This window comes from Streptomyces sp. NPDC020983, assembly GCF_044333485.1.
GTDB lineage: Bacteria > Actinomycetota > Actinomycetes > Streptomycetales > Streptomycetaceae > Actinacidiphila.
On the sequence record NZ_JBIRRA010000012.1, the window covers coordinates 83,073 to 108,458 of the forward strand.

18 protein-coding genes are annotated in these 25,386 nt (G+C 73.3%); 14 read left to right on the forward strand and 4 right to left on the reverse strand.

Annotated elements, in window-relative coordinates:
* Positions 1 to 40: 40 nt before the first annotated feature.
* Complete coding sequence (locus ACH4SE_RS25830; RefSeq protein WP_398545852.1) at positions 41 to 205, reverse strand: hypothetical protein; 165 nt, start codon at positions 203 to 205, stop codon at positions 41 to 43.
* Between the two features lie 151 nt (positions 206 to 356).
* On the opposite strand from ACH4SE_RS25830, the gene ACH4SE_RS25835 reads away from it, so the two are divergent.
* From ACH4SE_RS25835 to ACH4SE_RS25865, 7 genes are all read left to right on the forward strand, one after another.
* A complete protein-coding gene (locus ACH4SE_RS25835) occupies positions 357 to 2,204 on the forward strand; it encodes a BTAD domain-containing putative transcriptional regulator (protein WP_398545853.1) in 1,848 nt (615 codons plus the stop codon).
* A gap of 117 nt (positions 2,205 to 2,321) precedes the next feature.
* Positions 2,322 to 3,254, forward strand: a complete 933-nt coding sequence (locus ACH4SE_RS25840; protein ID WP_398545854.1) for an aromatic prenyltransferase — start codon at positions 2,322 to 2,324, stop codon at positions 3,252 to 3,254.
* Between the two features lie 189 nt (positions 3,255 to 3,443).
* Positions 3,444 to 5,213, forward strand: a complete 1,770-nt coding sequence (locus ACH4SE_RS25845) for an FAD-dependent monooxygenase (RefSeq protein ID WP_398545855.1) — start codon at positions 3,444 to 3,446, stop codon at positions 5,211 to 5,213.
* Between the two features lie 160 nt (positions 5,214 to 5,373).
* Positions 5,374 to 6,915, forward strand: a complete 1,542-nt coding sequence (locus tag ACH4SE_RS25850) for an FAD-binding oxidoreductase (protein WP_398545856.1) — start codon at positions 5,374 to 5,376, stop codon at positions 6,913 to 6,915.
* 103 nt (positions 6,916 to 7,018) lie between these two features.
* Entirely contained in the window at positions 7,019 to 8,656 is a 1,638-nt protein-coding gene (locus ACH4SE_RS25855; protein ID WP_398545857.1) for a prenyltransferase/squalene oxidase repeat-containing protein, read from the forward strand.
* Between the two features lie 93 nt (positions 8,657 to 8,749).
* Positions 8,750 to 10,861, forward strand: a complete 2,112-nt coding sequence (locus ACH4SE_RS25860; RefSeq protein WP_398545858.1) for an MMPL family transporter — start codon at positions 8,750 to 8,752, stop codon at positions 10,859 to 10,861.
* A gap of 115 nt (positions 10,862 to 10,976) precedes the next feature.
* Positions 10,977 to 12,170, forward strand: coding sequence for a BTAD domain-containing putative transcriptional regulator (locus ACH4SE_RS25865; RefSeq protein WP_398545859.1), 1,194 nt, complete (start codon positions 10,977 to 10,979; stop codon positions 12,168 to 12,170).
* 51 nt (positions 12,171 to 12,221) lie between these two features.
* On the opposite strand, the gene ACH4SE_RS25870 is transcribed toward ACH4SE_RS25865, so the two are convergent.
* Positions 12,222 to 12,749: a methylated-DNA--[protein]-cysteine S-methyltransferase gene (locus ACH4SE_RS25870; protein ID WP_398545860.1), complete on the reverse strand. Its 528-nt coding sequence runs from the start codon at positions 12,747 to 12,749 to the stop codon at positions 12,222 to 12,224.
* 310 nt (positions 12,750 to 13,059) lie between these two features.
* Between ACH4SE_RS25870 and uvrB the strand changes: the two genes are divergently transcribed.
* The 5 genes from uvrB (at position 13,060) to ACH4SE_RS25895 (ending at position 20,135) form a co-directional block, all read left to right on the forward strand.
* The gene (gene uvrB, locus ACH4SE_RS25875; protein WP_398545861.1) at positions 13,060 to 15,159 is read left to right on the forward strand and encodes an excinuclease ABC subunit UvrB; all 2,100 of its coding nucleotides are present in this window, start codon (positions 13,060 to 13,062) and stop codon (positions 15,157 to 15,159) included.
* Positions 15,160 to 15,279: 120 nt separating this feature from the next.
* A complete protein-coding gene (locus ACH4SE_RS25880) occupies positions 15,280 to 15,858 on the forward strand; it encodes a TerD family protein (protein WP_398545862.1) in 579 nt (192 codons plus the stop codon).
* A gap of 137 nt (positions 15,859 to 15,995) precedes the next feature.
* A complete protein-coding gene (locus ACH4SE_RS25885) occupies positions 15,996 to 17,879 on the forward strand; it encodes a TerD family protein (RefSeq protein WP_398545863.1) in 1,884 nt (627 codons plus the stop codon).
* A 135-nt stretch (positions 17,880 to 18,014) separates the two neighbouring features.
* Complete coding sequence (locus tag ACH4SE_RS25890; RefSeq protein WP_398545864.1) at positions 18,015 to 19,058, forward strand: TerC family protein; 1,044 nt, start codon at positions 18,015 to 18,017, stop codon at positions 19,056 to 19,058.
* 75 nt (positions 19,059 to 19,133) lie between these two features.
* The gene (locus ACH4SE_RS25895; protein WP_398545865.1) at positions 19,134 to 20,135 is read left to right on the forward strand and encodes a cytochrome c oxidase assembly protein; all 1,002 of its coding nucleotides are present in this window, start codon (positions 19,134 to 19,136) and stop codon (positions 20,133 to 20,135) included.
* A 133-nt stretch (positions 20,136 to 20,268) separates the two neighbouring features.
* On the opposite strand, the gene ACH4SE_RS25900 is transcribed toward ACH4SE_RS25895, so the two are convergent.
* Positions 20,269 to 20,925, reverse strand: coding sequence for an MBL fold metallo-hydrolase (locus ACH4SE_RS25900; protein WP_398545866.1), 657 nt, complete (start codon positions 20,923 to 20,925; stop codon positions 20,269 to 20,271).
* Between the two features lie 4 nt (positions 20,926 to 20,929).
* Positions 20,930 to 21,664 carry a maleylpyruvate isomerase family mycothiol-dependent enzyme gene (locus ACH4SE_RS25905; RefSeq protein WP_398545867.1) on the reverse strand — a complete coding sequence of 245 codons (735 nt, stop codon included), beginning with the start codon at positions 21,662 to 21,664 and terminating at the stop codon, positions 20,930 to 20,932.
* A 266-nt stretch (positions 21,665 to 21,930) separates the two neighbouring features.
* On the opposite strand from ACH4SE_RS25905, the gene uvrA reads away from it, so the two are divergent.
* Both uvrA and ACH4SE_RS25915 read left to right on the forward strand, forming a co-directional pair.
* Positions 21,931 to 24,876 carry an excinuclease ABC subunit UvrA gene (gene uvrA, locus ACH4SE_RS25910; RefSeq protein WP_398545868.1) on the forward strand — a complete coding sequence of 982 codons (2,946 nt, stop codon included), beginning with the start codon at positions 21,931 to 21,933 and terminating at the stop codon, positions 24,874 to 24,876.
* Positions 24,876 to 25,349, forward strand: a complete 474-nt coding sequence (locus ACH4SE_RS25915) for a Rieske (2Fe-2S) protein (RefSeq protein WP_398545869.1) — start codon at positions 24,876 to 24,878, stop codon at positions 25,347 to 25,349. Before uvrA ends, ACH4SE_RS25915 begins: the two co-directional genes overlap by 1 nt.
* The last annotated feature ends 37 nt before the right edge of the window (positions 25,350 to 25,386 follow it).

Below are 25,386 nucleotides of genomic sequence, written 5' to 3' on the forward strand. Positions count from 1 at the left end.
GGGGCATATTCCGCCGGATTTTGCTGCTACCGCCGTCCGGTCACGTCCACGGCAGATCGTTGGTGCCCGTGCCGGCACTCAGGACGTTCAGGGCGACGAGTAGTGACAGAAACAGCAGTGCGGAGCTGGTGAACGCGGCTGCGACGGTACGGAACTTGCGCATGTCTGACTCCCCGTTTTGTCCGACAGTTTCCTTGTGCAGCATTTCTGGGATCACCTTAGGGCGGGTCGCTTTTGGCATGATTTCCCGGCGATTTCGGCCACTCGAAATCGACTCGATAATGCGGTAATAGGGCGGCTGGATAGGTTGCGGAGGCAATTTCGTACGGGGACATCCATGGGATGGGGAATGCACTGTGCCGAACATCGCCGGCGTGGCCGAGGCGCCCGCCGAGGGGATCACGGAGGCCGACCGCGGCGGAACGAACGGGTCACTCGAATTCCGCTTGCTGGGCCCGGTCTCCGTGTGCAGGGGGGGCCGGGCGGTCCCGCTGCCCGGAACGAAAATCCACACCGTACTCGCCGTGCTCCTGCTCGCCCGCGGCACGCTGGTCGCCGACGGCCGGCTGAGCACCGCATTGTGGGGGGACACGCCGCCGCCCACCTCGAACTCCCAGATCTACACCTACGTGTCACGGCTGCGGAAAGTCCTCGGGCAGCCGGTGCAGATCTCGCGTAAAGGCCCCGGATACGTCCTCGACGTCCGCGACGCCGAAGTCGACCTCTTCTCCTTCGAACGGCTCGACCGCATGGGCCGCCGGGCGCTGAAGGAGAGCCGCTACGAGGAGGCGGGCCGGCTGCTCGGCAGCGCGCTCGACTGCTGGAGCGGGCACGCCCTGGACAACGTCACCGAGCACCTGCTCCAGTCCGAGCGGCCGCGGCTGGAATTCCTGCGCGCCGAGGCACTGGAACGCCGCATCCAGGCCGATCTGGCCCTCGGCCGGCACCGCGCGCTGGTGCCCGAACTGCTCTCCCTGGTGGCCCGCTTCCCCATGGAGGAGAACCTCCGCGCCCACCTGATCACCGCACTGCACCGCTCCGACCGGCAGGCCGAGGCCGTCCAGGTCTACGGCGAGGGCCGCCGCATCCTCGACGAGCAGCTCGGCGTGGTGCCCGGCCAGCAGCTCAGCCGCGCCTACCTGCGCATCCTGCGCGGCGAGGGCGGCAGCAGCACCGCGCAGCGCCGGCCGCTGGTGGTGCTGCCGGTCCGGGACGGCGCCGTGACCGGCCGCACCACCGAGGCCGCCCGCCTCAGGTCCCTGCTGCTGCGCCGCTCCGCCGGGCCCACCGCCCGGCTGCGCGCCGCGCTCGTCACCGGCATGCCGGGCAGCGGCAAGAGCGCGCTGGCCGCCGAGGTCGCGTACTCCTGCGCCCGGGCCTTCCCGGACGGCGTGGTGCACGCCGACCTCCAGGACGCCGAAGGAGCCGCCCGGCCGCCCGCCGACGTCCTCGCCGAGCTGCTGTCCGCGCTCGGCGAGACGGGACAGGGCCCCGGCCGCGACCTCAGCGACCTGGTGCGCCGCTACCGCGCCCGTACCGCGTCCTCCCGGCTGCTCGTCGTGCTGGACGACGCCCACAGCGACGCCCAGCTCACCCCGCTGCTGCCGGCCAGCCCGGACACCGCGCTGCTCGTCACCAGCCGCCGCCGGCTGGTCACCGTGCCCGCCACCGCCACCGTCTCGCTGGAGCCGCTCGCCGACGAGGACGCCGTCGCGCTGCTCGCCGAGACCGTCGGCGAGCAGCGCATCCGCGCCGAACTGCCCGCCGCCCGCGACCTGGTGCGCTACTGCGCCGGACTGCCGCTCGCGGTGCGCATCGCCGGCACCCGGCTCGCCGCCCGCCCGCACTGGCCCGTCGCCCGGCTCGCCGCGCAGCTCGCCGACCCCCGCACCCGGCTCGCCGCGCTCTCCTACGGCGACCTCGAACTCACCCGCTCCCTCAACCGGGCGCTGTCCCGGCTGAGCCCCGGCACCGCGGCCGTGCTGCCGTGGCTCGCGGCCGTCGGCTCCGGCCCCTTCACCGCCCGGCTGGCCGGCGAGGTCATCGGCCTGGACGAACCCGAGGACGCCCTGGAGGAGCTGGTCGACGCGTGCCTGCTCACCTCCGAGCCCGGCGGCCCCGCCCTCGGCGAGGACCGCTACCGCTTCCACCCGCTGGTCCTTCTGCACGCCGCCGCACTGCCCCGGAAGGAACTTCCCCGATGACACCGCGCCCGAACCGGTATCCCCACCCTCGCCAAGCCGGCGGCAAGTCCCGCAAGAGCCCTGATCAAGAAGCATGGCAGAGGCTGACGGCCATGAAGCCCATGGATGGTGACCGCCATGAGTGAGGCGGCTGTGAAGAGTCAGGAGAGCGCCGCGCAGGCGCTGCACTCGGCCATCGAGGAAGCGGCCGGGATCCTGGAAGTGGACTACCCGCACGACCGGGTGCAGCGCATCCTCGACCTGTACGGCGGGGACCTCGCCCAGGCCGTCGTCGCGTTCCGGGTGTCGACGGGCGCGGGCCGGGCCGGCGAGCTGGACTGCCGGTTCACCGTGCCGCAGGACACCGACCCGTACGACCTCGCCGTCGGCAGCGGGCTGCTGGAGAAGACGGACCACCCCGTCTCCCGGCTGCTCGGGGACATCCGCGGCACGTGCCCGATCGACGGCTACGGCATCGACTTCGGCGTCGTCGGCGGGTTCAAGAAGATCTGGATCGTGCTGCCGCGCACCGGCCTCCAGGAGGTCGCGAAGCTCGCCGCCATCCCCTCGATGCCGCCCAGCCTCGGCAAGAGCCTGGACTTCATCGAGCGGCACGGCCTCGGCGACACCGTGGGCCTGCTCGGCATCGACTACCGGCACCGGACCGTCAACATCTACTTCGGCGAGCCCCCGGAGGGCGGTATCGCCCCCGAGGCCCTCCAGGCGATGCTGCGCGAGATCGACCAGGCCGAACCCAGCGAGCAGATGCTCCGCCTCGGCCGCGAGATCTTCGGCGTCTACGTCACGCTCAGCTGGGACAACCCGCGGATCGAGCGGATCAGCTTCGCCGTGGCGACCACCGACCCCGCCTCCCTGCCGGTCGAACTCGACGAGCGGATCGCGCTGTTCGTCCAGCACGTGCGGGCCGCGGACCCGACCACGAAGTTCGTCTACGCGGTCGCCTCGCAGCCGGACGGCGAGTACTACAAGCTCCAGTCCTACTACCGCTGGGGCTCCGGCGTGCCGGAGATCATGCAGCTGTCCGAGGGGGCCCTCCCGGACCCGGTGTGACACCCGGTCAGGACCGGGCGTGACACCCGGTCAGGACCCGGTGGGACGTCCGGTCCCGCTCCCCGCACCCCCGAGGGGTGCTCCGCACCGCTCCCCGGTGCCTCCCGTTATCCCCGCACCTCCCACGGCCCGGCGGGCGCCGCACGCCTCCGCCCGCCCCGGGCCGTGCCTCCGGAAGGACGAAATCCCTTGGCCACCGTAGAAGTTCCCGTACTGATCGTGGGTGGCGGCGGCTCCGGCCTGTCCGCCTCCGTCTTCCTGTCCGACCACGGCGTGGGCCATCTGCTGGTGGAGCGCCGCGCCGACACCTCGCGCCTGCCGAAGGCGCACTACGTCAACCAGCGCACCATGGAGATCTTCCGGCAGCACGGCCTGGCGGACGACGTCCTGGAGATCGGCGCCTCGCCCGAGCAGTTCGGCAAGGTCCGCTGGCAGACCACACTGACCGGCCAGGGCCCGCTGGACGGCAAGGTCATCCACGAGATGGACGCCTTCGGCGGCGGCGCGCTGCGCGAGTCGTACGAGGCCGCGGGCCCGGTGCTGCCGGCCAAGCTGCCGCAGCTGCGCCTGGAGCCGATCCTGCGCCGGCACGCCGAGGCCCGCAACCCCGACCGCATCCTGTTCGGCCACGAGCTGGTCTCGCTCGCGCAGGACGAGGACGGCAACGGCGTCACCGCCGAGATCCGCTCCGCCGACAGCGGGGAGACCACGACCGTCAAGGCGGGCTACGTCATCGCCGCCGACGCCGGCCGCACCGTCGGCCCCGCCCTCGGCGTGAAGATGGAGGGCCTGCCGGCGCTCTTCGACGCGACGACGGCGTACTTCTCCGCGGACCTGTCGCAGTACTGGAACGAGGGGACCGTCATCACCTGGTTCCTCAACCCCTACCGCGCCGACCTGTCCAGCGCGCTCATCGAGATGGGCCCGACCTGGGGCAGGAACTGCGAGGAGTGGGGCCTGCACCTGCCCCTCATGGGACTGGACCGGAACGACGAGCAGGCGGTCACCGCCCGCATCCGGGAGATCCTGGGCCTGCCCGAGCTGGAGCTGACGCTGCACGAGGTCACCAGCTGGACGGTCGAGGCCGTCATCGCCGAGACCTACCGCAAGGGCCGGGTCTTCCTGGCCGGCGACGCCGCGCACCGCCAGCCGCCCGCCGTGGGCCTGGGCCTCAACACCGGTATCCAGGACGTGCACAACCTGGCCTGGAAGCTCGCCGCCGTCCTGTCCGGCAGCGCCCCCGACACGCTGCTCGACACCTACGAGGCCGAGCGCCGCCCGGTCGGCCAGTTCAACCTGGGCTGGGCGATGTCCGCCGCCGCGCACCACCAGGTCGTCATCGACGCCGCCGTGGGCATCGGCCCGCACGTGCCGCCGGAGCGCCGTACGCCGGTCTTCTTCGGCTACTTCGCGCCCAGCCCCATGGGTGCCGCCCAGCGCGCACGGGCCGCGGAGATCTTCGCGACGCACCGCGGCGAGTGCCAGGCGATCGGTGTCGAGAACGGCTTCGCCTACCTGCAGGGCGCGGTCGTCCCGGACGGCACCCGGCCGCCGCTGCCGGCGCCGCTCGGCGACACGTACACGCCCACCACCCGCCCCGGGCACCTGCTGCCGCACGCCTGGGTCGAGCAGGACGGCGCGCGCGTGTCCACGCAGGACCTGGTCGGCACCGGCAACGGCTTCCTGCTGCTCACCGGCCCGGACGGCGCGGCGTGGGCGGAGGCGGCCGCGCTGGTGGCCGACAAGCTCTCGGTCCCGGTGACGGTCGTCGGGATCGGCGAGGGCGCCGACGCCGCCGACGCGGACGGCACCTGGCAGCGGCTGCGTGAGACGGACCCCGCGGGCGCCGTCCTCGTCCGTCCCGACCAGCACGTGGCCTGGCGCGCCGCCGGCGCCGCGGAGGACCCGGCGGGCGCCCTGACCGAGGCACTCACCACCGTTCTCGGCCACCAGGCCTGAGCACGCCGGCGGCGCCCGGACCCCGCGCCGCACGGTCCGGCAGGACGCCCCCCGCGGGCGTCCTGCCGGACCCGCACCCGGCCGCACGGCGGGCGGCACGCCCAGCCGTACGACCGGCCGTCGTCCCACGACCACGCTTGACGACCACGGAAGAAGCACCATGATCAACAGACGATCGTTCCTCGCCGGGACCGGCGGTGCCGCGGTGGCCGCCACGGCCGTCGCCGGAGCCACCCAGGCCCAGGCCCGTCCCCGGTCCACGGCCGGCGCCCGCACCGGCGGCACCCCGTGGAGCCGGCTCGCCGACCGGCTGCGCGGGCACCTCGTGCTCCCGGGCGACGCCGACTACCAGCGCGCCAAGCAGCTCTACCAGGTGCAGTTCGACGCCACCAGCCCGCAGGCCGTCGCGTACTGCGTCTCGGCCGCCGACGTCGCCGCGTGCCTGTCCTTCGCCCAGGTGAACGGCATCCAGGTCGCCGCGCGCAGCGGCGGCCACAGCGCGGGCGGCTACTCCACCACGCCCGGGCTCGTCATCGACGTCGCCGGCCTCAACACCGTCGCGCTCGGCAAGGACTCCGTCCACATCGGCCCCGGCGCCCAGCTCGTCGACATCATGGACACCCTCGCCCCGCAGGGCCTCGGCATCTCCGGCGGCTACTGCCCCACCGTCGCCGCGGGCGGGTTCTTCCAGGGCGGCGGCATGGGCCTGTTCACCCGCAGCATCGGCATCGCCGCCGACAAGGTGAACTCCGCGCAGGTCGTGCTGGCCGACGGCAGCACCGTCACCGCCTCCCCGCACTGCAACCCCGACCTCTTCTGGGCGCTGCGCGGCGGTGGCGGCGGCAACTTCGGCATCGTGACCGGCTACGACGTCACGCCCTCGCCGCTCACCGACGTGGCCGCGATCAACCTGGTGTGGACCTTCGACCACGCGCTGGACATGCTCGACGGCTGGGCCCGGTGGCTGCCCGACGCGCCCTGGTCGATCGGCAGCGGCGTCAACGTCACCCTCACCGACGCCGGCCCCGGCACCGTGCCGACGGCCTCGGTCTTCCTCGCCTCGGTCGACACCGGCGCCGCCTTCGACGCCGAGATCGCCCGGCTCGTCTCGCTCGTCGGCACCCCCACCGTCTTCCGGCAGCAGTTCACCGCGCCCTACCGGCAGGTGCTCATGCAGCTGTACTCCTGCACCGAGCTGACGGTGCAGCAGTGCCACCGCGCCGACACCGGCGGCGGGCAGATCCAGCGCCCCGCCTTCGGCGCCTGGCGCAGCCGGCTGTTCGAGGCGGGCGACATGCCGCGCGACGGCTGGGCCGAGGCCCTGGCCGCCTTCGACGACCACCGCTACGCCGGCCAGATGCGCCAGCTCCAGATCTCCGCGCTGGGCGGCAAGGCCAACACCGTCGCCCGCGACGCCACCGCGTACGTCCACCGCGACGCGCTCTTCTCCGTCAGCTACCTCACCTCCAACGCCGTCGCGCCGGTCTCCGAGGAGTCAAAGGCCGCCGCGTACACCTTCGTCGACGGCGGCTTCGCGACGATCGACCCGTACTCGACCGGGGAGACGTACCAGAACTTCATCGACCCCCGGCTGCCCGACTGGCAGAGCTCCTACTACGCCGAGAACTACTCCCGGCTGGCGCAGGTCAAGCGGAAGTACGACCCCCACCAGGTCTTCCGGTTCGCGCAGAGCGTGCGCTGACCGGCTCCCGGCTCCGCCACGCCAGGACCCTCCGGCGGGGCCGGGCCCTTCCCACGCCCCCAGCCCATCCACCGGCCCGGTCCGGCCCAGACAGGAGCACTCCATGAAGATTGCCGACCTCGCGCGCCCGGCCCCGCTGCAACTGCCGGACGGGATCGACGCGGACGAGGTGCGCCGGGCCACCACCCGGCTCACCGCGTACATCAGCAGCAGGACCGACGCCGACGGCGCGATACGCGAGCACTGCGAGAGCAGAGTCCTCGAATCGGCCCTCGCGCTGTCCCTCATGACCCGCACCGGCCACACCTCGCCCGCCCGCGACCGCCTGCTCGGCTACCTGCGCGCCCACCAGGAGTCGCCGGACCGGCTGGAGAAGGTGCTCGCCTCGCTGGCCGTCGCCCGCGCCGCCGGCCGGGACGCCGGGGGCGACAGCACCCTCGTCGACACCCTCGCGGCCGGCGTCCTCGCCGCCGCGCCCGGTTTCATCTCCGTCCGCCGCCGGCTCATGGTCTACGCCGTGCTGTCCGTGCTCGGCTGCCCGCTGCCGGCCGACGCCGAACTCCCCGGCGGCGGCGCGGTCCCCACCGACCCGCTGCACTCCTGGGCCGCCGTCCAGCAGGCGTCCATCACGCTGGTCATCGCCCACGCCATGGGTGTGCGCGACCGCAGCACCGAGGCCGCCCTGCAGACGCTGCTGGCCACCGACCCCGGCGCCGCGGTGTGGGAGGGCTACGCCCTGATGCACCTGCTGGTGCTCAACGCGCTCGCCGGGGAGCCCGGCCACGAGGAGACCGTGCGGCGCGGCCTGGACACGCTGCTGCTCCACCAGCGCCCGGACGGCGGCTTCCCGTTCGTACTGGAGATGCACAACTGGTGCACCTCCACCGGCGGCCTGGCCCTGCACGCGGCCGGCGCCGACCCCGCCCTGCTGCGCCGGATGGCCGGCATGCTCGCCGTCCACCAGGGCGGCGCCGCGCCCGCCGCGCTCGCCCGCGGCAACACGCTCTCCGGCGGCTGGTCGATGTCCCCGATCGTCGCGCAGAACGACGTCGACGACACCTCCTGCGCCCTGGAGTTCCTCCAGGCCGTCGACCCCGTCACGCACGCCGGCTCGATCCGCCGCGGCGTGGACGCGCTGCTGGCCGTCCAGAACGCGGACGGCGGCTTCCCGACGTACGTCGGCGGCGCCTCCTCCGAGCCGTGCATGACCGCCGCCGCGGTCTGCGCGCTCTCCCCGCACCCGGCGACCGAGGCGGCGCGCACCCGGGCGCTGGCCTACCTCGCCGGCGTCCAGGACGCGGACGGCGGCTTCGAACCCGGCTGGAGCCGCAGCCGCCTGCACAGCCTCTTCCGGGTCCGCCTCGCGGCCTGCACCGCCGGGCCCGACGACATCCGCGCCGCCGCCATGGCCGCCCGTGTCGAGCAGACCGTCCGCGCCACGCAGAACGCGGACGGCGGCTGGGGCATGCAGCCCGGCGACCCCAGCGACGACATCAGCACCGCCTACGGCCTCATCACCCTGTGCTACGCCGACGACCCCCGCCCGGTCGGCCGCGGCATGCGCTGGCTGCTGGCCCGGCAGGAGGCGGACGGCGGCTACGGCGGACCGCCCGACATGGTCGGCCCGCGCCCCTTCGCCTACCACTTCCCGCTGCTCACCGACATTCCCGTGCTGCTCGCCTATGGGCACTTCCGCGCGCGGGTACTGGACCCGCGAAGCGCGCTCCAGGAAGTGCGGTGACGGGCCGAGCCCCGTCCGGGATCCTGACACCCTGTCAGGGCCGCCCGGCACCCTGAGAATCCCCACGCCCCCACAGAACACGGAGGAACCGGCATGATGCGAAAACTGGCCGCCTTGCCCAGCGGAAGGGTGGGCAAGTGGGTAGTCATCGCCATCTGGGTCGTCCTGCTGGTTCCCGCGATGATGCTGGCCGGCAAGCTCTCCGACGCCGAGCAGAACGACAACTCCGCCTGGCTGCCCGGCAACGCGGAGTCCACCGCGGTCGTCGACCGGGTGGAGAAACTGATGCCCGCCGACGCCGTCCCCGCGATCGTCCTCTACGACCGCGCGGGCGGCGTCACGGACGCCGACATGGCCAAGGCGCAGGCGGACGCCCGGGCCTTCCAGCACATCCACAACGTGGAGGGCCCGCTCCAGGAGCCCGTGAGGTCCGACGACGGCAAGGCCATCCAGACCGTCGTCCAGGTGCACAAGGACAAGTCCGGCTGGGACGGCCTCGGCAAGGTCGTCGACGCGATGCAGGACATCGGTGACAAGAACCCCGCCGGCCTGGGCTTCCACGTCGCCGGACCGGTCGGCTACGGCGCCGACTCGATCAAGGCCTTCGGCGGCAGCGGCGTGCTCACCACCATCACCGCGCTCGTCGTCGTCGCGATCCTGCTGCTCACCTACCGCAGCCCCTGGCTGCCGCTGCTGCCGCTGATCACCGTCGGCGTCGCCCTCGTGGCCGCCGAGGGCCTCATCTACCTGCTCGCGCAGCATGCCGGACTGGTCATCAACAAACAGACCGGCTTCATCCTCGTGGTGCTCATCTTCGGCGCGGGCACCGACTACGCGCTGCTGCTCATATCCCGCTACCGGGAGGAGCTGCTGCGCGAGGAGGACCGGCACAAGGCCATGGCCGAGGCGCTCTACCGCTCGGGTCCGGCGATCGTCGCGAGCGCCGCCACCGTGTCCGTCAGCCTGCTGCTGCTGATGCTCGCCCGGCTCAACTCCACCGCGGGGATGGGCCCGGCCTGCGCCATCGGCGTCGCCGTGGGACTGCTCGCCATGACCACCCTCATGCCCGCGCTGCTGGTCGCGTGCGGACGCTGGGTCTTCTGGCCGAAGAAGCCCGTCCTCGGCGCCGCGGCCGTGCACAGGGACGGTGTCTGGGCCCGCGTCGGCGCGGGCATCTCCGGCCGCCCGCGGCTGGTGTGGACCGGCACCGTCGTGGTGCTCCTCGCGCTGTGCGCCGGAGTCTTCGGACTCCGGGCCTCGGGCCTGGCCAACAAGGACCAGTTCACGAGCAAGCCGCAGATGGCGGTGGGCGAGCAGCTGCGCGCCCAGCACTTCCCGGCGGGCGACGGCGACCCCGTCTACATCGCCGCCTCGGCCGCGGCGGCCGACCGGGTCAAGGAGGCGGTCGGCGCGGTCTCCGGGGTCGCCCGCGTCGGCGCCCCGATCGCCAAGGGCGACGAGGCGGTGGTGCTCGCGCAGCTGAAGGACGAGGCGAGCAGCGACGCCGCGCTGTCCACCGTCGACCGGATCCGCAGCACCGTCCACGCCATCGACGGCGCCGACGCGCAGGTCGGCGGCAGCACCGCGATCATGGTCGACACCGAGGACGCCGCGACCCGCGACGACAAGGTCGTCATCCCGCTCGTCCTGGCCGTGGTGCTGCTCATCCTGTGCGTGCTGCTGCGCGCGCTCGTCGCCCCGCTGCTGCTGATGGCCACCGTGCTGCTGTCGTTCGGCGCGACCCTCGGCGTGAGCAGCCTGGTGTTCAACCACCTCTTCCACTTCGCCGGGGCGGACGCGTCCTTCCCGCTGCTGGCGTTCGTGTTCCTGGTGGCGCTCGGCATCGACTACAACATCTTCCTCGTCACCCGCATCCGCGAGGACACGGCGGCGCTGGGCACCCGGCGTGCCGCGCTGAGCGCCCTGTCCACCACCGGCGGCGTCATCACCTCGGCCGGTGTGGTGCTGGCCGGCACCTTCGGGGCGATGGGCTCGCTGCCGCTGGTCTTCGCCGCCGAACTGGGCTTCACGGTGGCCTTCGGGGTGCTGCTGGACACCATCGTGGTCCGCTCCGTGCTGGTCACCGCGCTCACCCTGGACACCGGCCGGTGGATGTGGTGGCCCAGCGCGCTCTTCCACCGCCGCGACGACGCCCAGCCCGCCGAGGGCGGCGTCGGCACGGTTCCCTCGCTCAGCGGCCGGTGAGCGACCCCTCCGCCCCGGTCCCGGCGCGCGCCCCGCGCCGCCGGGACCGGGGGCGGGGGCATCCGCATGCGCCGTCCGGGGCATGCCCGGACACGGACTTACGGGGGCTGATTCCATGCGTGCAGAGACGATGGACGAAGAGATCCGCCGCGACACCGCCGCCGAGGCGGCGGCGGGCAGCGCGCAGCGCATCGCGGAACTCGAACGCGAGGTCCGGGAGCTCCGCCGCGCCAACGAGACGCTGAAGGGCTACGTCAGCAGGGCGCTGGAGCTGGACATCCTGCCGCGGCAGCGGGACGGCCGGGGGGGCGCCGCGGGGACGGCCACGGCCTTCCGGGGCGGGACGGCGGGGCCCGACGACACGTCTCCCGGCCAGGGCGGCCCCGGTGCGCCCGCCGTCCCCGGCGCCCGCGGGCCCGCCGGGTTCCCCGGCCCGGCCGGCCTGCCGGTACCCGCCGGGCGGCCCGGGACGGGACCGGTCGCCGGGGACGGCGGCGCGGGCCCCGCGGCCGGCGCCGCGGGCAAGGTCGAGTTCCGGGTGCTCGGCCCCATCGAGGCGGCCGTCGGCGGTCGCTGGGTGGACCTGGGAGCGCCCAAGCAGCGCGCCGCCCTCGCGCTGCTGGTGAGCCAGGTGGGCCAGCCCGTCTCGGTCGACGTCATGGTGGAGTCGCTGTGGGCGGGCCGCCCGCCGCAGTCCGCGATCACCTCCCTGCACGCCTACATCGCCAACCTGCGCCGCGCCCTGGAACCGCACCGGGCGCCGCGCACCCCCGCCACCGTGCTGTGCACCCGCGGCCGCAGCTACCTGCTCGACCTGCGGGCCGTCGAGGTCGACGCCCACCGCTTCGGGGAGTGCGCCACCGCCGGGTGGCAGGCCCTGGACCGGGGCGACACGCAGCGGGCGCTGCGCGAGTTCGAGACGGGACTCGCGCTGTGGCGGGGCGACGCCTACGCGGAGGTCGCCACGGCCGCGCCCGTCACGCCCGAGGCCGTACGCCTGGAGGAGGTGCGGCTGTCGATGGTCGAGGGCCGCTGCGCGACCCTGATCGCGATCGGCAACCACGAGCTGGCGGTGCCCGAGCTGGTGGCCTTCACCCAGGCCCACCCGCTGCGGGAGTACGGCTGCGAGCTGCTGAGCCTCGCGCTCTACCGCGCCGGACGGCAGGCCGACGCGCTGTCGGTGCTGCGGGCCCACCAGCAGCGCATGGTGGAGGACCTGGGCATCTCCCCGAGCCCCGCGCTCCAGAACCTGGAGCTGGAGATCCTCCGCCAGGCCCCGGAGCTGCGGGCCCCGGGCCGCGTCCAGTAGCCCGCGCGTGCGCGGGGGCTACGCGGGCGGGGCGCTCCCGCGCCCGCGGCGTCAGAACAGCGGCGCGGGCAGGACCCCCTCCAGGGCCAGCAGCGAGCGCTTGATCTCCAGGCCGCCGCCGAAGCCGCCTATGCCGCCGCCGCTCTCGACCACCCGGTGGCAGGGCACGACGACCGGCAGCGGATTGGCCCCCATCGCGGCGCCGACCGCGCGGGCGGCGTCCGGCTCGCCGACCCGGTCGGCCAGCTCCCCGTAGCCGACCACCGCGCCGTAGGGCACCCCGGTGGCCAGCTCGCGCAGCACCCGCCGCTGGAAGCCGGTGACCAGCGACCAGTCCAGCGGCAGGTCGAAGCCCGTGCGCCGCCCGGCGAAGTAGTCGTCGAGCTGCGCGGCGACGGGCGCGAGCCGCTCCGCGTCCTCGACGGGCTCGCAGCCCAGCCGCCGCCCGGCCGCCTCGACGGCCCGCGCGGCCGTCGCGGCGTCGGCCCGGAAGACGACCAGGACCAGGCCCTCCCCGGTCGCCATCAGCAGCAGCGGCCCGATGGGGGCGTCGTACACCGTCCACGCAGCGCTCGTCATGCCCGCAAGCCTAGGGCGTGTCCGCAAAGTCCCGTCGTCCGCCCGGAGGGCGGGGCAGACGGTGTCTGGTGCGTGCGATCGCAAGGCGGAGGGTCGTCCTCGTAGTGGGCCTACTCGGACGAGCCCGACAACGTGGCGAGCGTGCGTGCCAGGCGCCGTGTGCCAGGCGGGACTTTGCGGACACGCCCTAGGGGCGGGGTACGACAGCGGGCCCCGGCACCGTGCGCGCCCGGACCCGCCGCGCCCCGCCGCAGGGGGCGCCGCCCCGCGCCCGCGGCCGATTGTCGGTGGCGGGTCGTACCGTGGACCCATGCGGCCCGTTTCAGACATCGAACGCAGTGTGGCGCCCTTCGAGGTCGTCAGCCCCTACCAGCCCAGCGGCGACCAGCCGGCGGCCATCGACGACCTGGAGCGCCGGATCCGGGCCGGCGAGCAGGACGTGGTGCTCCTCGGCGCGACGGGCACGGGAAAGTCCGCCACGACTGCCTGGATGATCGAGCGGCTCCAGCGCCCCACCCTGGTGATGGCGCCGAACAAGACCCTCGCGGCCCAGCTCGCGAACGAGTTCCGCGAGCTGCTGCCGAACAACGCGGTCGAGTACTTCGTGTCGTACTACGACTACTACCAGCCCGAGGCCTACGTCCCGCAGACGGACACCTACATCGAGAAGGACTCCTCGATCAACGAGGAGGTCGAAAGGCTCCGGCACTCCGCCACCAGCTCCCTGCTGACACGACGGGACGTCGTCGTGGTCGCCTCCGTCTCCTGCATCTACGGCCTCGGCACCCCGCAGGAGTACGTCGACCGGATGGTGCGGCTGCGCGTCGGGGACGTGGTGGACCGCGACCAGCTGCTGCGCCGCTTCGTCGACGTGCAGTACACGCGCAACGACCTGGCGTTCACCCGCGGCACCTTCCGGGTGCGCGGCGACACGGTCGAGATCTTCCCCGTCTACGAGCAGCTCGCCGTGCGGATCGAGATGTTCGGCGACGAGATCGAGGCCCTCTACACGCTGCACCCGCTCACCGGCGAGGTCATCACCGAGGACCAGGAGATCTACGTCTTCCCCGCCACGCACTACGTGGCCGGTCCCGAGCGCATGGAGCGCGCCATCGCCGGCATCGAGAAGGAGCTGGAGGGGCAGCTCGCGCAGATGGAGAAGCAGGGCAAGCTGCTGGAGGCCCAGCGGCTGAGGATGCGCACCACGTACGACATCGAGATGATGCGGCAGATCGGCACCTGCTCCGGCATCGAGAACTACTCGCGGCACATCGACGGCCGCGAGGCGGGCAGCGCCCCCGACACCCTCATCGACTACTTCCCGGAGGACTTCCTCCTGGTCATCGACGAGTCGCACGTCACCGTGCCGCAGATCGGCGCGATGTACGAGGGCGACGCGTCGCGCAAGCGCACCCTCGTCGACCACGGCTTCCGGCTGCCGTCCGCGCTGGACAACCGCCCGCTGAAGTGGGAGGAGTTCCTGACCCGGGTCGGCCAGACGGTCTACCTGTCGGCGACCCCGGGGACGTACGAGATGTCCCGCGCCACGGACGGCGTGGTCGAGCAGATCATCCGGCCGACGGGCCTGGTCGACCCCGAGGTCATCGTCAAGCCCACCGAGGGCCAGATCGACGACCTCGTCCACGAGATCCGGCTGCGCACCGAGCGCGACGAGCGGGTCCTGGTCACCACGCTCACCAAGAAGATGGCCGAGGACCTCACGGACTACCTGCTGGAGCTGGGCATCCAGGTGCGCTACCTGCACAGCGACATCGACACGCTGCGCCGCGTCGAGCTGCTCCAGGAGCTGCGGGCCGGCGAGTACGACGTGCTGGTCGGCATCAACCTGCTGCGCGAGGGCCTGGACCTGCCCGAGGTGTCCCTCGTGGCGATCCTGGACGCCGACAAGGAGGGTTTCCTGCGGTCGGGCACCTCGCTGATCCAGACCATCGGCCGCGCCGCCCGTAACGTGTCCGGCCAGGTGCACATGTACGCCGACCGCATCACGCCGGGCATGGAGCGGGCGATCGACGAGACCAACCGCCGCCGCGCCAAGCAGATCGCGTACAACACCGAGCGCGGGGTGGACCCGCAGCCGCTGCGCAAGAAGATCGCCGGCATCCTCGACTCCTTCGCCCGGGAGGACGCCGACACCGAGGAGCTGCTCGGCTCCGGACGGCAGCGCTCGCGCGGCAAGGCGCCCGTGCCGGGCCTGTCCGGCAAGGGCGGCGGGAAGCACGCCAAGGGCGCGATGCCCGCCGAGGAGCTGGCCGACCTCATCGCGCAGCTGACCGACCAGATGCATGCCGCGGCCGCGGAGCTGCAGTTCGAGGTCGCCGCCCGGATCCGGGACGAACTGGGCGATCTGAAGAAGGAACTGCGCCAGATGCGGGATGCCGGAATGGCCTGAGTGGGGTGGGAATCGCCGCGCTGGGAGGGCTCGGACGAACCGGGATACGGTCGGGCGGCGTCTTGTTAGGGTGCGGGGCAACAACCGCACAGTCAGGTGACGGGTGAGAGGGGCAGGACCGTGACGGTCAACATGACCAAGGGCCAGAAGATCAGCCTGAGCAAGTCCGACGGGGGCTTGCTGACGGCGGTCAGGATGGGGCTGGGCTGGCAGGCGGCGCCGCGTCGCGGACTGTTCGGCAGCCGCACCCGGGAGATCGATCTCGACGCCTCCGCGGTGCTCTTCGCCGACAAGCAGCCGGTCGACGTGGTGTTCTTCCGTCACCTGACCAGCGACGACGGCTCGGTCCGGCACACCGGTGACAACCTGGTCGGCGGCGCCGGCCAGGGCGGCGACGACGAGTCGATCATCGTCGACCTCGCGCGGGTGCCCGTGCACGTCGACCAGATCGTCTTCACCGTGAACTCCTTCACCGGCCAGACCTTCGCCGAGGTGCAGAACGCCTTCTGCCGCCTGGTGGACGAGACCAACGGCCAGGAGCTGGCCCGTTACACGCTGACCGGCGGCGGCGCCTACACCGCGCAGATCATGGCGAAGGTGCAGCGCGGGCAGGGCGGCTGGTCGATGACCGCGATCGGCACCCCGGCCAACGGGCGTACGTTCCAGGACCTCATCCCGGCCATCCTTCCCGCGCTCTGACGGCACGTCCGGGTCCCCGTACGGGGGTGCCCGGACATGCCGCACCGGCCGGCCGGGGGGCCGGCGGCGGACGAGGTCACCGCCCGCGGCCTGCGGGCCCGGGCAGTTCACTACACAGGAAGACGGGGGCGGCGGTCATGACGGCCGAACTGGTCCGCGGGCAGAACCATCCGCTGCCCGACAACCGGCTGGAGATCCGGGTCACGGCAGGCACCCCCGTGGTGGCCGCCGTCACCCTCGGGGACGAGGCCGGGCGCGTCATCGCCGACCGGCCGTGGCTCGCCCACCCCGGCGAGCCGCATCTGGAGGGAGTCGAGGTGCCGCGGCAGGCCGCCGCGGAGCACCGCCTCGCCGTCGACCTCGGCGCGATGCCGCCGTCCGTGCACGTGGTGCACGTGCTCCTCGCGCTGCCCGGCGCCGCCGCCCGCCCGGGAGCGCCCGCCGACTTCGGCGCCGCGCCCACCCCGCGGCTCGCGGTCACCCTGCCGGACGGCACGGCCGTCGCCGGCTTCAGCATCACCGGGCTCGGCCCGGAGACCGCGCTGCTGGCCGTCGAGCTCTACCGGCGGCAGGCGGCGTGGAAGGTCCGGGCGGTGGGCCAGGGCTACCAGGGCGGCCTGCCCGCGCTGCTGCTGGACCAGGGGGTGCCGGACGCGGCCGGTGTCGCGGGCGCCGTCCACGCCGCGGTGGACCGCGAGCAGGCCCGCTCCGTCGCCCCGCCGCCGCCCGCCGCCGGCCAGCGCGGAGGGGCGCCCGCGGGCGGTCCGGCGTCCGGCGCCTCCGGCACCTCGCCGGGCCCGTCCGGTGGCAAGGTCGACTACAGCCACCCGCGGCGCCGCGCCCCGCAGCAGCCGCCCGCCGCCCCGCCGCGGAACGGCGGCCAGGTGCCGCCGCCCCCGCCCGCACCGCCCGCCGGGGCGCCCCACGTGCCGGTGGCCGGGGACGCGCCGGGGCGCTCGATGGAGGAGCGGCTCTACAACCAGGTCTGGGGCATGTTCGAGGACCTGGCACGCTCCGTGGCCGCCTACCGCAGCGCCACCGACTTCGCGCAGTCCCGCTTCGAGCAGGAGCTCGACCGGCTGCTCGCCGACCCGCGCACCCGCGGCGGCCCCGCGGCCGAGGCGGCCCGCGAGGAGGCGCAGGCCCGGCAGGCCGCGCTGGTCGACCAGGCCCGGCAGGTGCTGGACCGCGACCTGGCGCAGCTCGCGGCGGAGGCCGAGGTGGTCGATCCGGCGCTGCCGCCGGAGTTCGCCGGCTGGGAGAATCCGGCCTGGCACGCCTACCGGGTGCCCGCCCAGCTGCCGCTCGCCGTGCGGCTGGGCAGCCTGAGCCTGCCCGAGGTGCCGGACCTGCGCATCCCGCTGCTGTCCCGGCTGCCGCTGGAGCGGGGGCTGTGGATCGACAGCGCCGAGCACCGCAGGGCGGCGATGGACACCGCGGTGTCGATCGCGGCCCGGCTGCTCGCGTCGCACCCGGTCGGCAGTTTCGCCGTGCACGCCCTGGACCCGGCCGGCTCCGGAGCCGCCGCCTTCGCCCCGCTGTACGCGGGCGGGGCGCTGGTGCTGCCGCCGCCCGCCGGGGGCGTGGCGGGGGTGAGCGGGCTGCTGACCCGGCTGACGGAGCGGGTCGACCTGATCCAGATGGCCCGGCGGGGCGGGGTCGCCGACGAGCTGCCGCCCGGCTTCGACACCGCCGAGCAGCTGCTGATCGTCAACGAGTTCCCGTACGGCTTCGACGACCGGTCGGTCAACCAGCTGCGCTACCTCGCCGACGAGGGCCCCTCGGCGGGCGTGCACCTGCTGGTGGTGGCCGACCGGGAGGACGCGGCGGCGTACGGCCCGGTGCTCGACCCGCTGTGGCGCTCGCTGCTGCGGCTGACCCCGCTGCCCAGCGACCACCTGTGCGACCCCTGGGTGGGGCACGCCTGGACGTACGAGCCGGCGATGGTGCCGCCGGGCAGCCGGGTGCTCACGGACGTGCTGGGGAGGGTTGCCGCTGCCCGCCCGGCGTATGGCCCCTGACCTGGGCACTTGGTGATCTGTTTACCATTTCTTGGGTATTCGTGTACGGTTCTTTGACGTGCCGCTGTTCGTGGTACCCGCGGTGTCCCCGGACGCCGCGCGTACCGCGCGGCAATCCATCCCGTCGGAGGACCTGTGGACGTCTCCCTCGCCCTCTGGGTGCTGACCATCGCCGGCCTGTGCGCGCTCATCGGCGCGGACTTCCTGATCGGCCGCAAACCCCATGACGTGACCATCCGCGAGGCGGGCCTGTGGACCGCCGTGTGGGTCGTCCTCGCCGGGCTCTTCGGCCTCGGCCTGCTGCTCTTCGGCGGCGGGAAACCGGCCGGGGAGTTCTTCGCCGGCTACATCACCGAGAAGTCGCTCAGTGTCGACAACCTCTTCGTCTTCGTCCTGATCATGGGCAAATTCGCGGTGCCCTCGCGCTACCAGCAGCGGGTGCTGCTGATCGGCGTGCTCGTCGCACTGGTGCTGCGCGCGGGATTCATCGCCGCCGGCGCCACGCTCCTGGCGAGCTTCTCGTGGATCTTCTTCCTCTTCGGCGCCTTCCTGATCTGGACGGCGTGGAAGCTGATCGCCGAGGCCCGCGGCGGCTCCGGCTCCGGCTCCGGGGAGGAGGAGTTCGAGGAGAACCGGCTGCTGAAGGCCGTCGAGAAGCGCGTCCCCGCGACCGACCGCTACCACGGCACCCGCCTGGTGGTCACCGAGGGCGGCAGGCGGCTGATCACCCCGATGCTCGTCGTGATGCTCGCGATCGGCACCACCGACGTGCTCTTCGCCCTGGACTCGATCCCGGCGATCTTCGGTCTGACCCAGGACCCGTACATCGTCTTCACCGCCAACGCCTTCGCGCTGATGGGCCTGCGCCAGCTGTACTTCCTGATCGGCGGGCTGCTCAAGAAGCTCGTGCACCTGTCCTACGGGCTGTCGGTGATCCTCGGCTTCATCGGCGTGAAGCTGCTGCTGCACGCGCTCCACGAGCAGGGCGTGCACGTCCCGGAGATCTCGGTGCCGGTCTCGCTGGGCGTCATCGTCGCCGTCCTGGCCGCCACCACCGCCACCAGCCTGCTGGCCTCACGCCGCGCCGCCCGCGACGCCGCCGCGGCACCGGGGGCCGGGCCGGAGGAGGGGCGCGGCGACACGCCCGCACCCGCCCCCGACCAGCGCGTCGACGCCTGACGGCCGGCCTGCGCACCGCCCGCCGTCCGCCGGGGTCTACCGTGACCCCGTAGCGAACGGCGGAAAGGTGCGGATGTGGCGGACTCCCAGGCGCTCCCGGCGCTGACCGGGGCGCGGTACCTGGAAGCCTGGCAGCTCGACGGCATCGCGCTGGCCTTCGTCCTGCTGCTCGGCGCCGGCTACGCCTACGGGGTGCGCCGCCGGCTGCGCGCGGGGGAGCGGTGGCCGCTGTGGCGGACCGCCGCCTTCTGTGTCCTGGGGCTGGGCACCCTGGTGGTCGCGACCATGTCCTCGCTCGCCGTCTACGACCGGGTGCTCTTCTGGCCCGCCGCGGTGCAGAACATCCTGCTGGACCTCTTCGCGCCGCTGGGCCTCGCGCTCGGCGACCCCCTCGGCCTCGCCGACCCGCGCGGGCGGCTGCACCGGGCCTTCTCCTCCCGTCCGGTGCGCGCGCTCACCTACCCGCTGGTCAGCTCGCTGCTGGTGCTCGCCTCCGAGCTGACCATCTACTTCACGCCCTACTTCGCCACCGCCCTGGGGAACCCGGCGGTGCGGCAGCTCATGCACCTGCAGCTGCTGCTCACCGGCAGCCTGTTCGTGCTGCCCATGCTCAGCCGTCAGGAACTCCTGCCGCGCTGGTGCACGCACCCGGTGCGGGCCGCGCTCGTCTTCCTCGACGGGCTCTTCGACTCGGTGCCCGGCATCGTCGTGATGACCAGCGGCAGCGTGATCGCCGGGCACTGGTACACCGCCCACCCGCGCACCTGGGGGCCCAGCCCGGAGCACGACCAGATGCTCGGCGGCGGGCTGATGCTGACGCTCGCCGAACTCGTCGGGCTGCCCTTCATCCTGCTGGTCTTCCTGGAATGGTGGCGGGCGGAACGCCTCAGGACCGCCGAACTGGACGCGCGCCTCGACCGCGAGGCCCTCGCCGCGGCGGCCGCCCCGGCCCCTGCCCCCGCCCCGGCGGGCCCGGCTGCTCCCGCCGCCGCGCCCGCGGCCATACCCGAGATGACCAGGCCCTGGTGGGAGACCGACCAGGGCGAGGTCGGTGAGCGGATGCGCCGCCGCCGCTGACGCCGGCCCGCGGCACCCGACGGGCGGCCGCCGGAGGGTGAGCCGCCGCCCGTGGCGGACGGCGGGGCGCGCGCGGCCCGCGGCCGTTACCGCCGCGCGCGTGCCCCCGGGCGGCGGGGACGGCGCGGGCGGCTCACCAGCCGCGCTCGCGCCACTCCGCCAGGTGCGGGCGCTCGGCGCCCAGCGTCGTGTCGTTGCCGTGGCCGGGGTAGACCCAGGCCTCGTCCGGCAGCGCGCCGAAGACCTTCTCCGTCACGTCGTCCAGGAGCGAGGTGAAGGCCACCGCGTCCCCGAAGGTGTTGCCGACGCCGCCGGGGAAGAGGCAGTCGCCGGTGAAGACGTGCGGGTGGCCGTGCGGGTCGTCGTAGACGAGCGCGATGCTGCCCGGGGTGTGGCCGACGATGTGGCGGGCGGTCAGCGTCACGCTGCCGACCGTCACCGTGTCGCCGTCGTCCACGAGCACGTCGGTCGGGACGGGGATGCCGTCCGCGTCCGCCCGGCCGGCGTACGTACGCGCCCCGGTGGCGTCCACGACCTCGCGCAGCGCCTGCCAGTGGTCCTGGTGCCGGTGGGTGGTGACCACCGAGGCGAGACCGTCGTCGCCGACCAGGCTCAGCAGCGTCGCGGGTTCCGCGGCCGCGTCGATCAGCAGCTGCTCGCCGGTCGCCCGGCAGCGCAGCAGATACGCGTTGTTCTCCATCGCGCCGACCGCGACCTTGCTGATGATGAGGTCGGTCAGCTCGTGCACGTCGGCGGGCCCGCCCACCGTCACCTGTCCGCTGTAGGCCATGGCGTCAGCCTAGCGGTGGGAGCACCGGCAGGGCGGCTCCGGCGGGATCCACGTCGAGCCCGTCGCCGGTGCCGCGCCCGCTGACCCAGGCCAGCAGCGCCCTGGCCGGGCCCGCCACCGTCCGTTCGGGTTCCCCGGCGGCGCCCAGGTCCCACTCGGCGCCGGAGCCGGTGTCGCGCAGCCGCACCGCGGCCACCCCCTCGTGCGCCGCGAGCCCGTCGACGGCCCAGGCCAGCCCGCGGACGGTGAAGCCGTCGGGCAGGTCCTCCGTGCCGTGCCCGGCGTCCAGGTCGACGTGGTGCAGCCGCACCTCGACCAGCCGCCGCCAGGGGATCTCGGCCGCCGCGACGACCCGGCCCGAGCGCATCGCGACCTGCGCCGCCCAGCCGGCCGGGGGGAGGGCGGCGCAGGCCGCGGTGAAGCGGTCCGCCGACTCCCGCAGGTCGGCGAGCTGCTCCTCCGGGGTCCTGCCGGCGCCCGCCTCGATGTCGCGGTCGCGGCCGGCCGCGTCGGCGTACATCGGGGTCTCCTCGCCCGTCCGGGCCCACGTGAGCAGATTCACCAGCGCGTCGGCGTTGCGGGCGACGTGCGCGAGCACGTGGCCGCGGGTCCAGCCCGGCAGCAGCGAGGGCTCCGCGAGATCCGCCGACGAGAGCGTCGCGGCGGTGCCGAGCAGCTCGGACGTGGCCTCCGCGACCTCGGCCGCATCGCGCTCGGGATCGGGTCGTTGGACGGTCACGGGCACTCCCGGGGACTCGGCGTTGTCAGTGGTGTCGGGCAGGCTTCGGGTACGGCATCAGGTTTCCGTATGCCCGCGGGCGGGGGCCACGACGCCCGCCACACGATCGGGTGAACCTGGCGGCACCGTCCCGTAAATCGAATGCACGTGCTATATGGTCGGTGTGTCGCAACCTCCGCGACAGGAAGAAATGCCGTGGGCTCCCCGTTTAGGCTGATTGGGGGGTGACGACTCTCCCCCGATTTCTAGGAAAGGTGCGCACTGGCGTGGCCGATCGACTCATCGTCCGTGGCGCTCGCGAGCACAACCTGAAGAACGTCTCGCTGGAGCTGCCCCGGGACTCGCTCATCGTGTTCACCGGGCTGTCCGGCTCCGGCAAGTCCTCGCTGGCCTTCGACACGATCTTCGCCGAGGGCCAGCGCCGCTACGTGGAGTCACTGTCCTCCTACGCCCGGCAGTTCCTCGGCCAGATGGACAAGCCGGACGTCGACTTCATCGAGGGCCTGTCGCCGGCCGTCTCGATCGACCAGAAGTCGACGTCCCGCAACCCGCGCTCCACCGTCGGCACCATCACCGAGGTCTACGACTACCTCCGGCTGCTCTTCGCCCGGATCGGCAAGCCGCACTGCCCCGAGTGCGGGCGCCCGATCTCCCGGCAGTCGCCGCAGGCGATCGTCGACAAGGTGCTGGAGCTGGAGGAGGGCAGCCGCTTCCAGGTGCTCTCCCCGCTGGTGCGCGAGCGCAAGGGCGAGTTCGTCGACCTCTTCGGTGATCTCCAGACCAAGGGCTACAGCCGGGCCCGGGTGGACGGCACGACGATCCAGCTCACCGATCCGCCGAAGCTGAAGAAGCAGGAGAAGCACACCATCGAGGTGGTCGTCGACCGCCTCACGGTCAAGGACTCCGCCAAGCGCCGGCTCACCGACTCCGTCGAGACCGCCCTCGGCCTGTCCGGCGGCATGGTCATCCTGGACTTCGTCGACCTGCCGGAGGACGACCCGCAGCGCGAGCGGATGTTCTCCGAGCACCTGTACTGCCCGTACGACGACCTGTCCTTCGAGGAGCTGGAGCCCCGCTCCTTCTCCTTCAACTCGCCCTTCGGCGCCTGCCCCGACTGCACCGGCATCGGCTCGCGCATGGAGGTCGACCCGGAGCTCGTCGTCCCCGACGACCAGAAGACGCTCCAGGAGGGCGCCATCGCGCCGTGGACGGGCGGCATGTCCAAGGGCTACTTCGAGCGGCTGGTCGACGGCCTGGCGTCCGAGCTGGGCTTCCGCACCGACATCCCGTTCGCCGGCCTGCCCGCGCGCGCCAGGAAGGCGCTGCTCTACGGGCACAAGTCCGAGATCCGCGTCGCGTACAAGAACCGCTACGGCCGCGAGCGTGCCTACAACGCGCATTTCGAGGGTGCGATCCCGTTCGTCAAGCGCCGCCACCAGGACTCCGAGAGCGACTCCAGCCGCGAGCGCTTCGAGGGCTACATGCGCGAGGTGCCCTGCCCGACCTGTGAGGGCAGCAGGCTCAAGCCGATCGTGCTCGCCGTCACGGTGCAGGGCCGCTCCATCGCCGACGTCGCGGCGATGTCGATCAGCGACTGCGCGGAGTTCCTCGGCGCGATGACGCTCGACGCGCGGGACCGCAAGATCGCCGAGCGGGTGCTTAAGGAGGTCAACGAGCGGCTGCGCTTCCTGGTCGACGTCGGCCTGGACTACCTGTCGCTCAACCGCGCGGCCGGCACCCTGTCCGGCGGCGAGGCGCAGCGCATCCGGCTCGCCACCCAGATCGGCTCCGGCCTGGTCGGCGTGCTCTACGTGCTGGACGAGCCGTCCATCGGCCTGCACCAGCGCGACAACCACCGGCTGATCGAGACCCTGGTGCGGCTGCGCGACCTGGGCAACACGCTGATCGTCGTGGAGCACGACGAGGACACCATCAAGACCGCCGACTGGGTCGTCGACATCGGCCCCGGCGCGGGCGAGCACGGCGGCAAGGTCGTCCACTCCGGCTCCCTCAAGGAGCTGCTGGTCAACGACGAGTCGCTGACGGGGCAGTACCTGGCGGGCAAGCGGGTCATCCCCACGCCCGAGGTGCGGCGCCCGATCGACCGCAAGCGGCGGCTGACGGTGCACGGCGCGCGCGAGCACAACCTGCAGGACATCGACGTGTCCTTCCCGCTCGGCGTGCTCACCGCCGTCACGGGCGTGTCCGGTTCCGGCAAGTCCACGCTGGTCAACGACATCCTCTACACCCACCTGGCACGCGAGCTGAACGGCGCGCGCAGCGTCCCCGGCCGGCACACCCGGGTCGACGGCGACGACCAGGTGGACAAGGTCGTGCACGTCGACCAGTCGCCCATCGGCCGCACCCCGCGGTCCAACCCGGCGACGTACACCGGGGTGTTCGACCACGTCAGGCGGCTGTTCGCAGAGACGATGGAGGCGAAGGTGCGCGGCTACCTGCCGGGCCGCTTCTCCTTCAACGTCAAGGGCGGCCGCTGCGAGAACTGCGCGGGCGACGGCACCATCAAGATCGAGATGAACTTCCTGCCGGACGTGTACGTGCCGTGCGAGGTCTGCCACGGTGCGCGCTACAACCGGGAGACCCTGGAGGTGCACTACAAGGGCAAGTCCATCGCCGAGGTGCTGGACATGCCCATCGAGGAGGCGCTGGACTTCTTCGAGGCGGTGCCGGCCATCGCCCGCCACCTGCGCACCCTCAACGACGTGGGCCTCGGCTACGTCCGGCTCGGCCAGTCCGCGCCGACGCTCTCCGGCGGCGAGGCGCAGCGCGTCAAGCTCGCCTCCGAGCTGCAGAAGCGCTCCACCGGCCGTACGGTCTACGTCCTGGACGAGCCCACGACCGGTCTGCACTTCGAGGACATCAGCAAGCTCATCAAGGTGCTCTCCGGCCTCGTCGACAAGGGCAACTCGGTGATCGTCATCGAGCACAACCTCGACGTCATCAAGACGGCCGACTGGGTCATCGACATGGGCCCCGAGGGCGGCAGCGGCGGCGGCCTGGTCATCGCCGAGGGCACCCCGGAGGAGGTCGCCGGCGTCCCGGCCAGCCACACCGGCAAGTTCCTGCGGGACGTGCTGGGTGCCGACCGGGTCAGCGACGCGGCCGTGCCCCAGCCCAGGAAGCGGGCGGCGGCCAAGAGCGCGGCGGCCAGGAAGACCACCGCGGCCCGCAAGAAGGCGGCCAAGGCCTGATGGGCACGGAGCAGGGCACGGGCCACCCCGCGGGCACGGAAGAGGCCGCCGGGCCGCTGCCGCCCCGCCGCCGTACGGTCCTGCGCGGGGCGGCCCTCGCCGGGGCCGCCGGCGCGGCCGGGGCCGGCCTCGCGGCGTGCGACGGCAGGACCGGCCGGGCGTCCGGGCCCACCACGCCCGTCGCGCTCGGCCCGTCCGGTGACGTGCCGGTCGGCGGTGCCAGGCTCTACCGCGAGGACAAGGTGGTGGTCTCGCAGCCGCGGCAGGGCAGCTTCAGGGCCTTCAGCGCGGTGTGCACCCACCGGGGCTGCGTGGTCGACCAGGTGGAGGGCACCACGGTGTCCTGCCCCTGCCACGGCAGCCAGTTCGACGCCGAGACCGGGGCCGTGGTCCAGGGACCGGCGACCAGGCCGCTGCCCGCCGTCCACGTCACGGTGGCGGGCGGCACGATCACGGCGGGACCCGCGGGCTGACCGGCGGTCCGGCCCGCTCCCGGAATCCGGATCGCCC

What these genes read in the sequence shown, in the direction of transcription:
- uvrB (WP_398545861.1), top strand. Translation starts at nt 13,060, where the DNA reads ATGCGGCCCGTTTCAGACATCGAACGCAGTGTGGCGCCCTTCGAGGTC.
- ACH4SE_RS25830 (WP_398545852.1), bottom strand. Translation starts at nt 205, where the DNA reads ATGCTGCACAAGGAAACTGTCGGACAAAACGGGGAGTCAGACATGCGC.
- ACH4SE_RS25885 (WP_398545863.1), top strand. Translation starts at nt 15,996, where the DNA reads ATGACGGCCGAACTGGTCCGCGGGCAGAACCATCCGCTGCCCGACAAC.
- ACH4SE_RS25915 (WP_398545869.1), top strand. Translation starts at nt 24,876, where the DNA reads ATGGGCACGGAGCAGGGCACGGGCCACCCCGCGGGCACGGAAGAGGCC.
- ACH4SE_RS25840 (WP_398545854.1), top strand. Translation starts at nt 2,322, where the DNA reads ATGAGTGAGGCGGCTGTGAAGAGTCAGGAGAGCGCCGCGCAGGCGCTG.
- ACH4SE_RS25860 (WP_398545858.1), top strand. Translation starts at nt 8,750, where the DNA reads ATGATGCGAAAACTGGCCGCCTTGCCCAGCGGAAGGGTGGGCAAGTGG.
- ACH4SE_RS25900 (WP_398545866.1), bottom strand. Translation starts at nt 20,925, where the DNA reads ATGGCCTACAGCGGACAGGTGACGGTGGGCGGGCCCGCCGACGTGCAC.
- ACH4SE_RS25865 (WP_398545859.1), top strand. Translation starts at nt 10,977, where the DNA reads ATGCGTGCAGAGACGATGGACGAAGAGATCCGCCGCGACACCGCCGCC.
- ACH4SE_RS25850 (WP_398545856.1), top strand. Translation starts at nt 5,374, where the DNA reads ATGATCAACAGACGATCGTTCCTCGCCGGGACCGGCGGTGCCGCGGTG.
- ACH4SE_RS25870 (WP_398545860.1), bottom strand. Translation starts at nt 12,749, where the DNA reads ATGACGAGCGCTGCGTGGACGGTGTACGACGCCCCCATCGGGCCGCTG.
- ACH4SE_RS25855 (WP_398545857.1), top strand. Translation starts at nt 7,019, where the DNA reads ATGAAGATTGCCGACCTCGCGCGCCCGGCCCCGCTGCAACTGCCGGAC.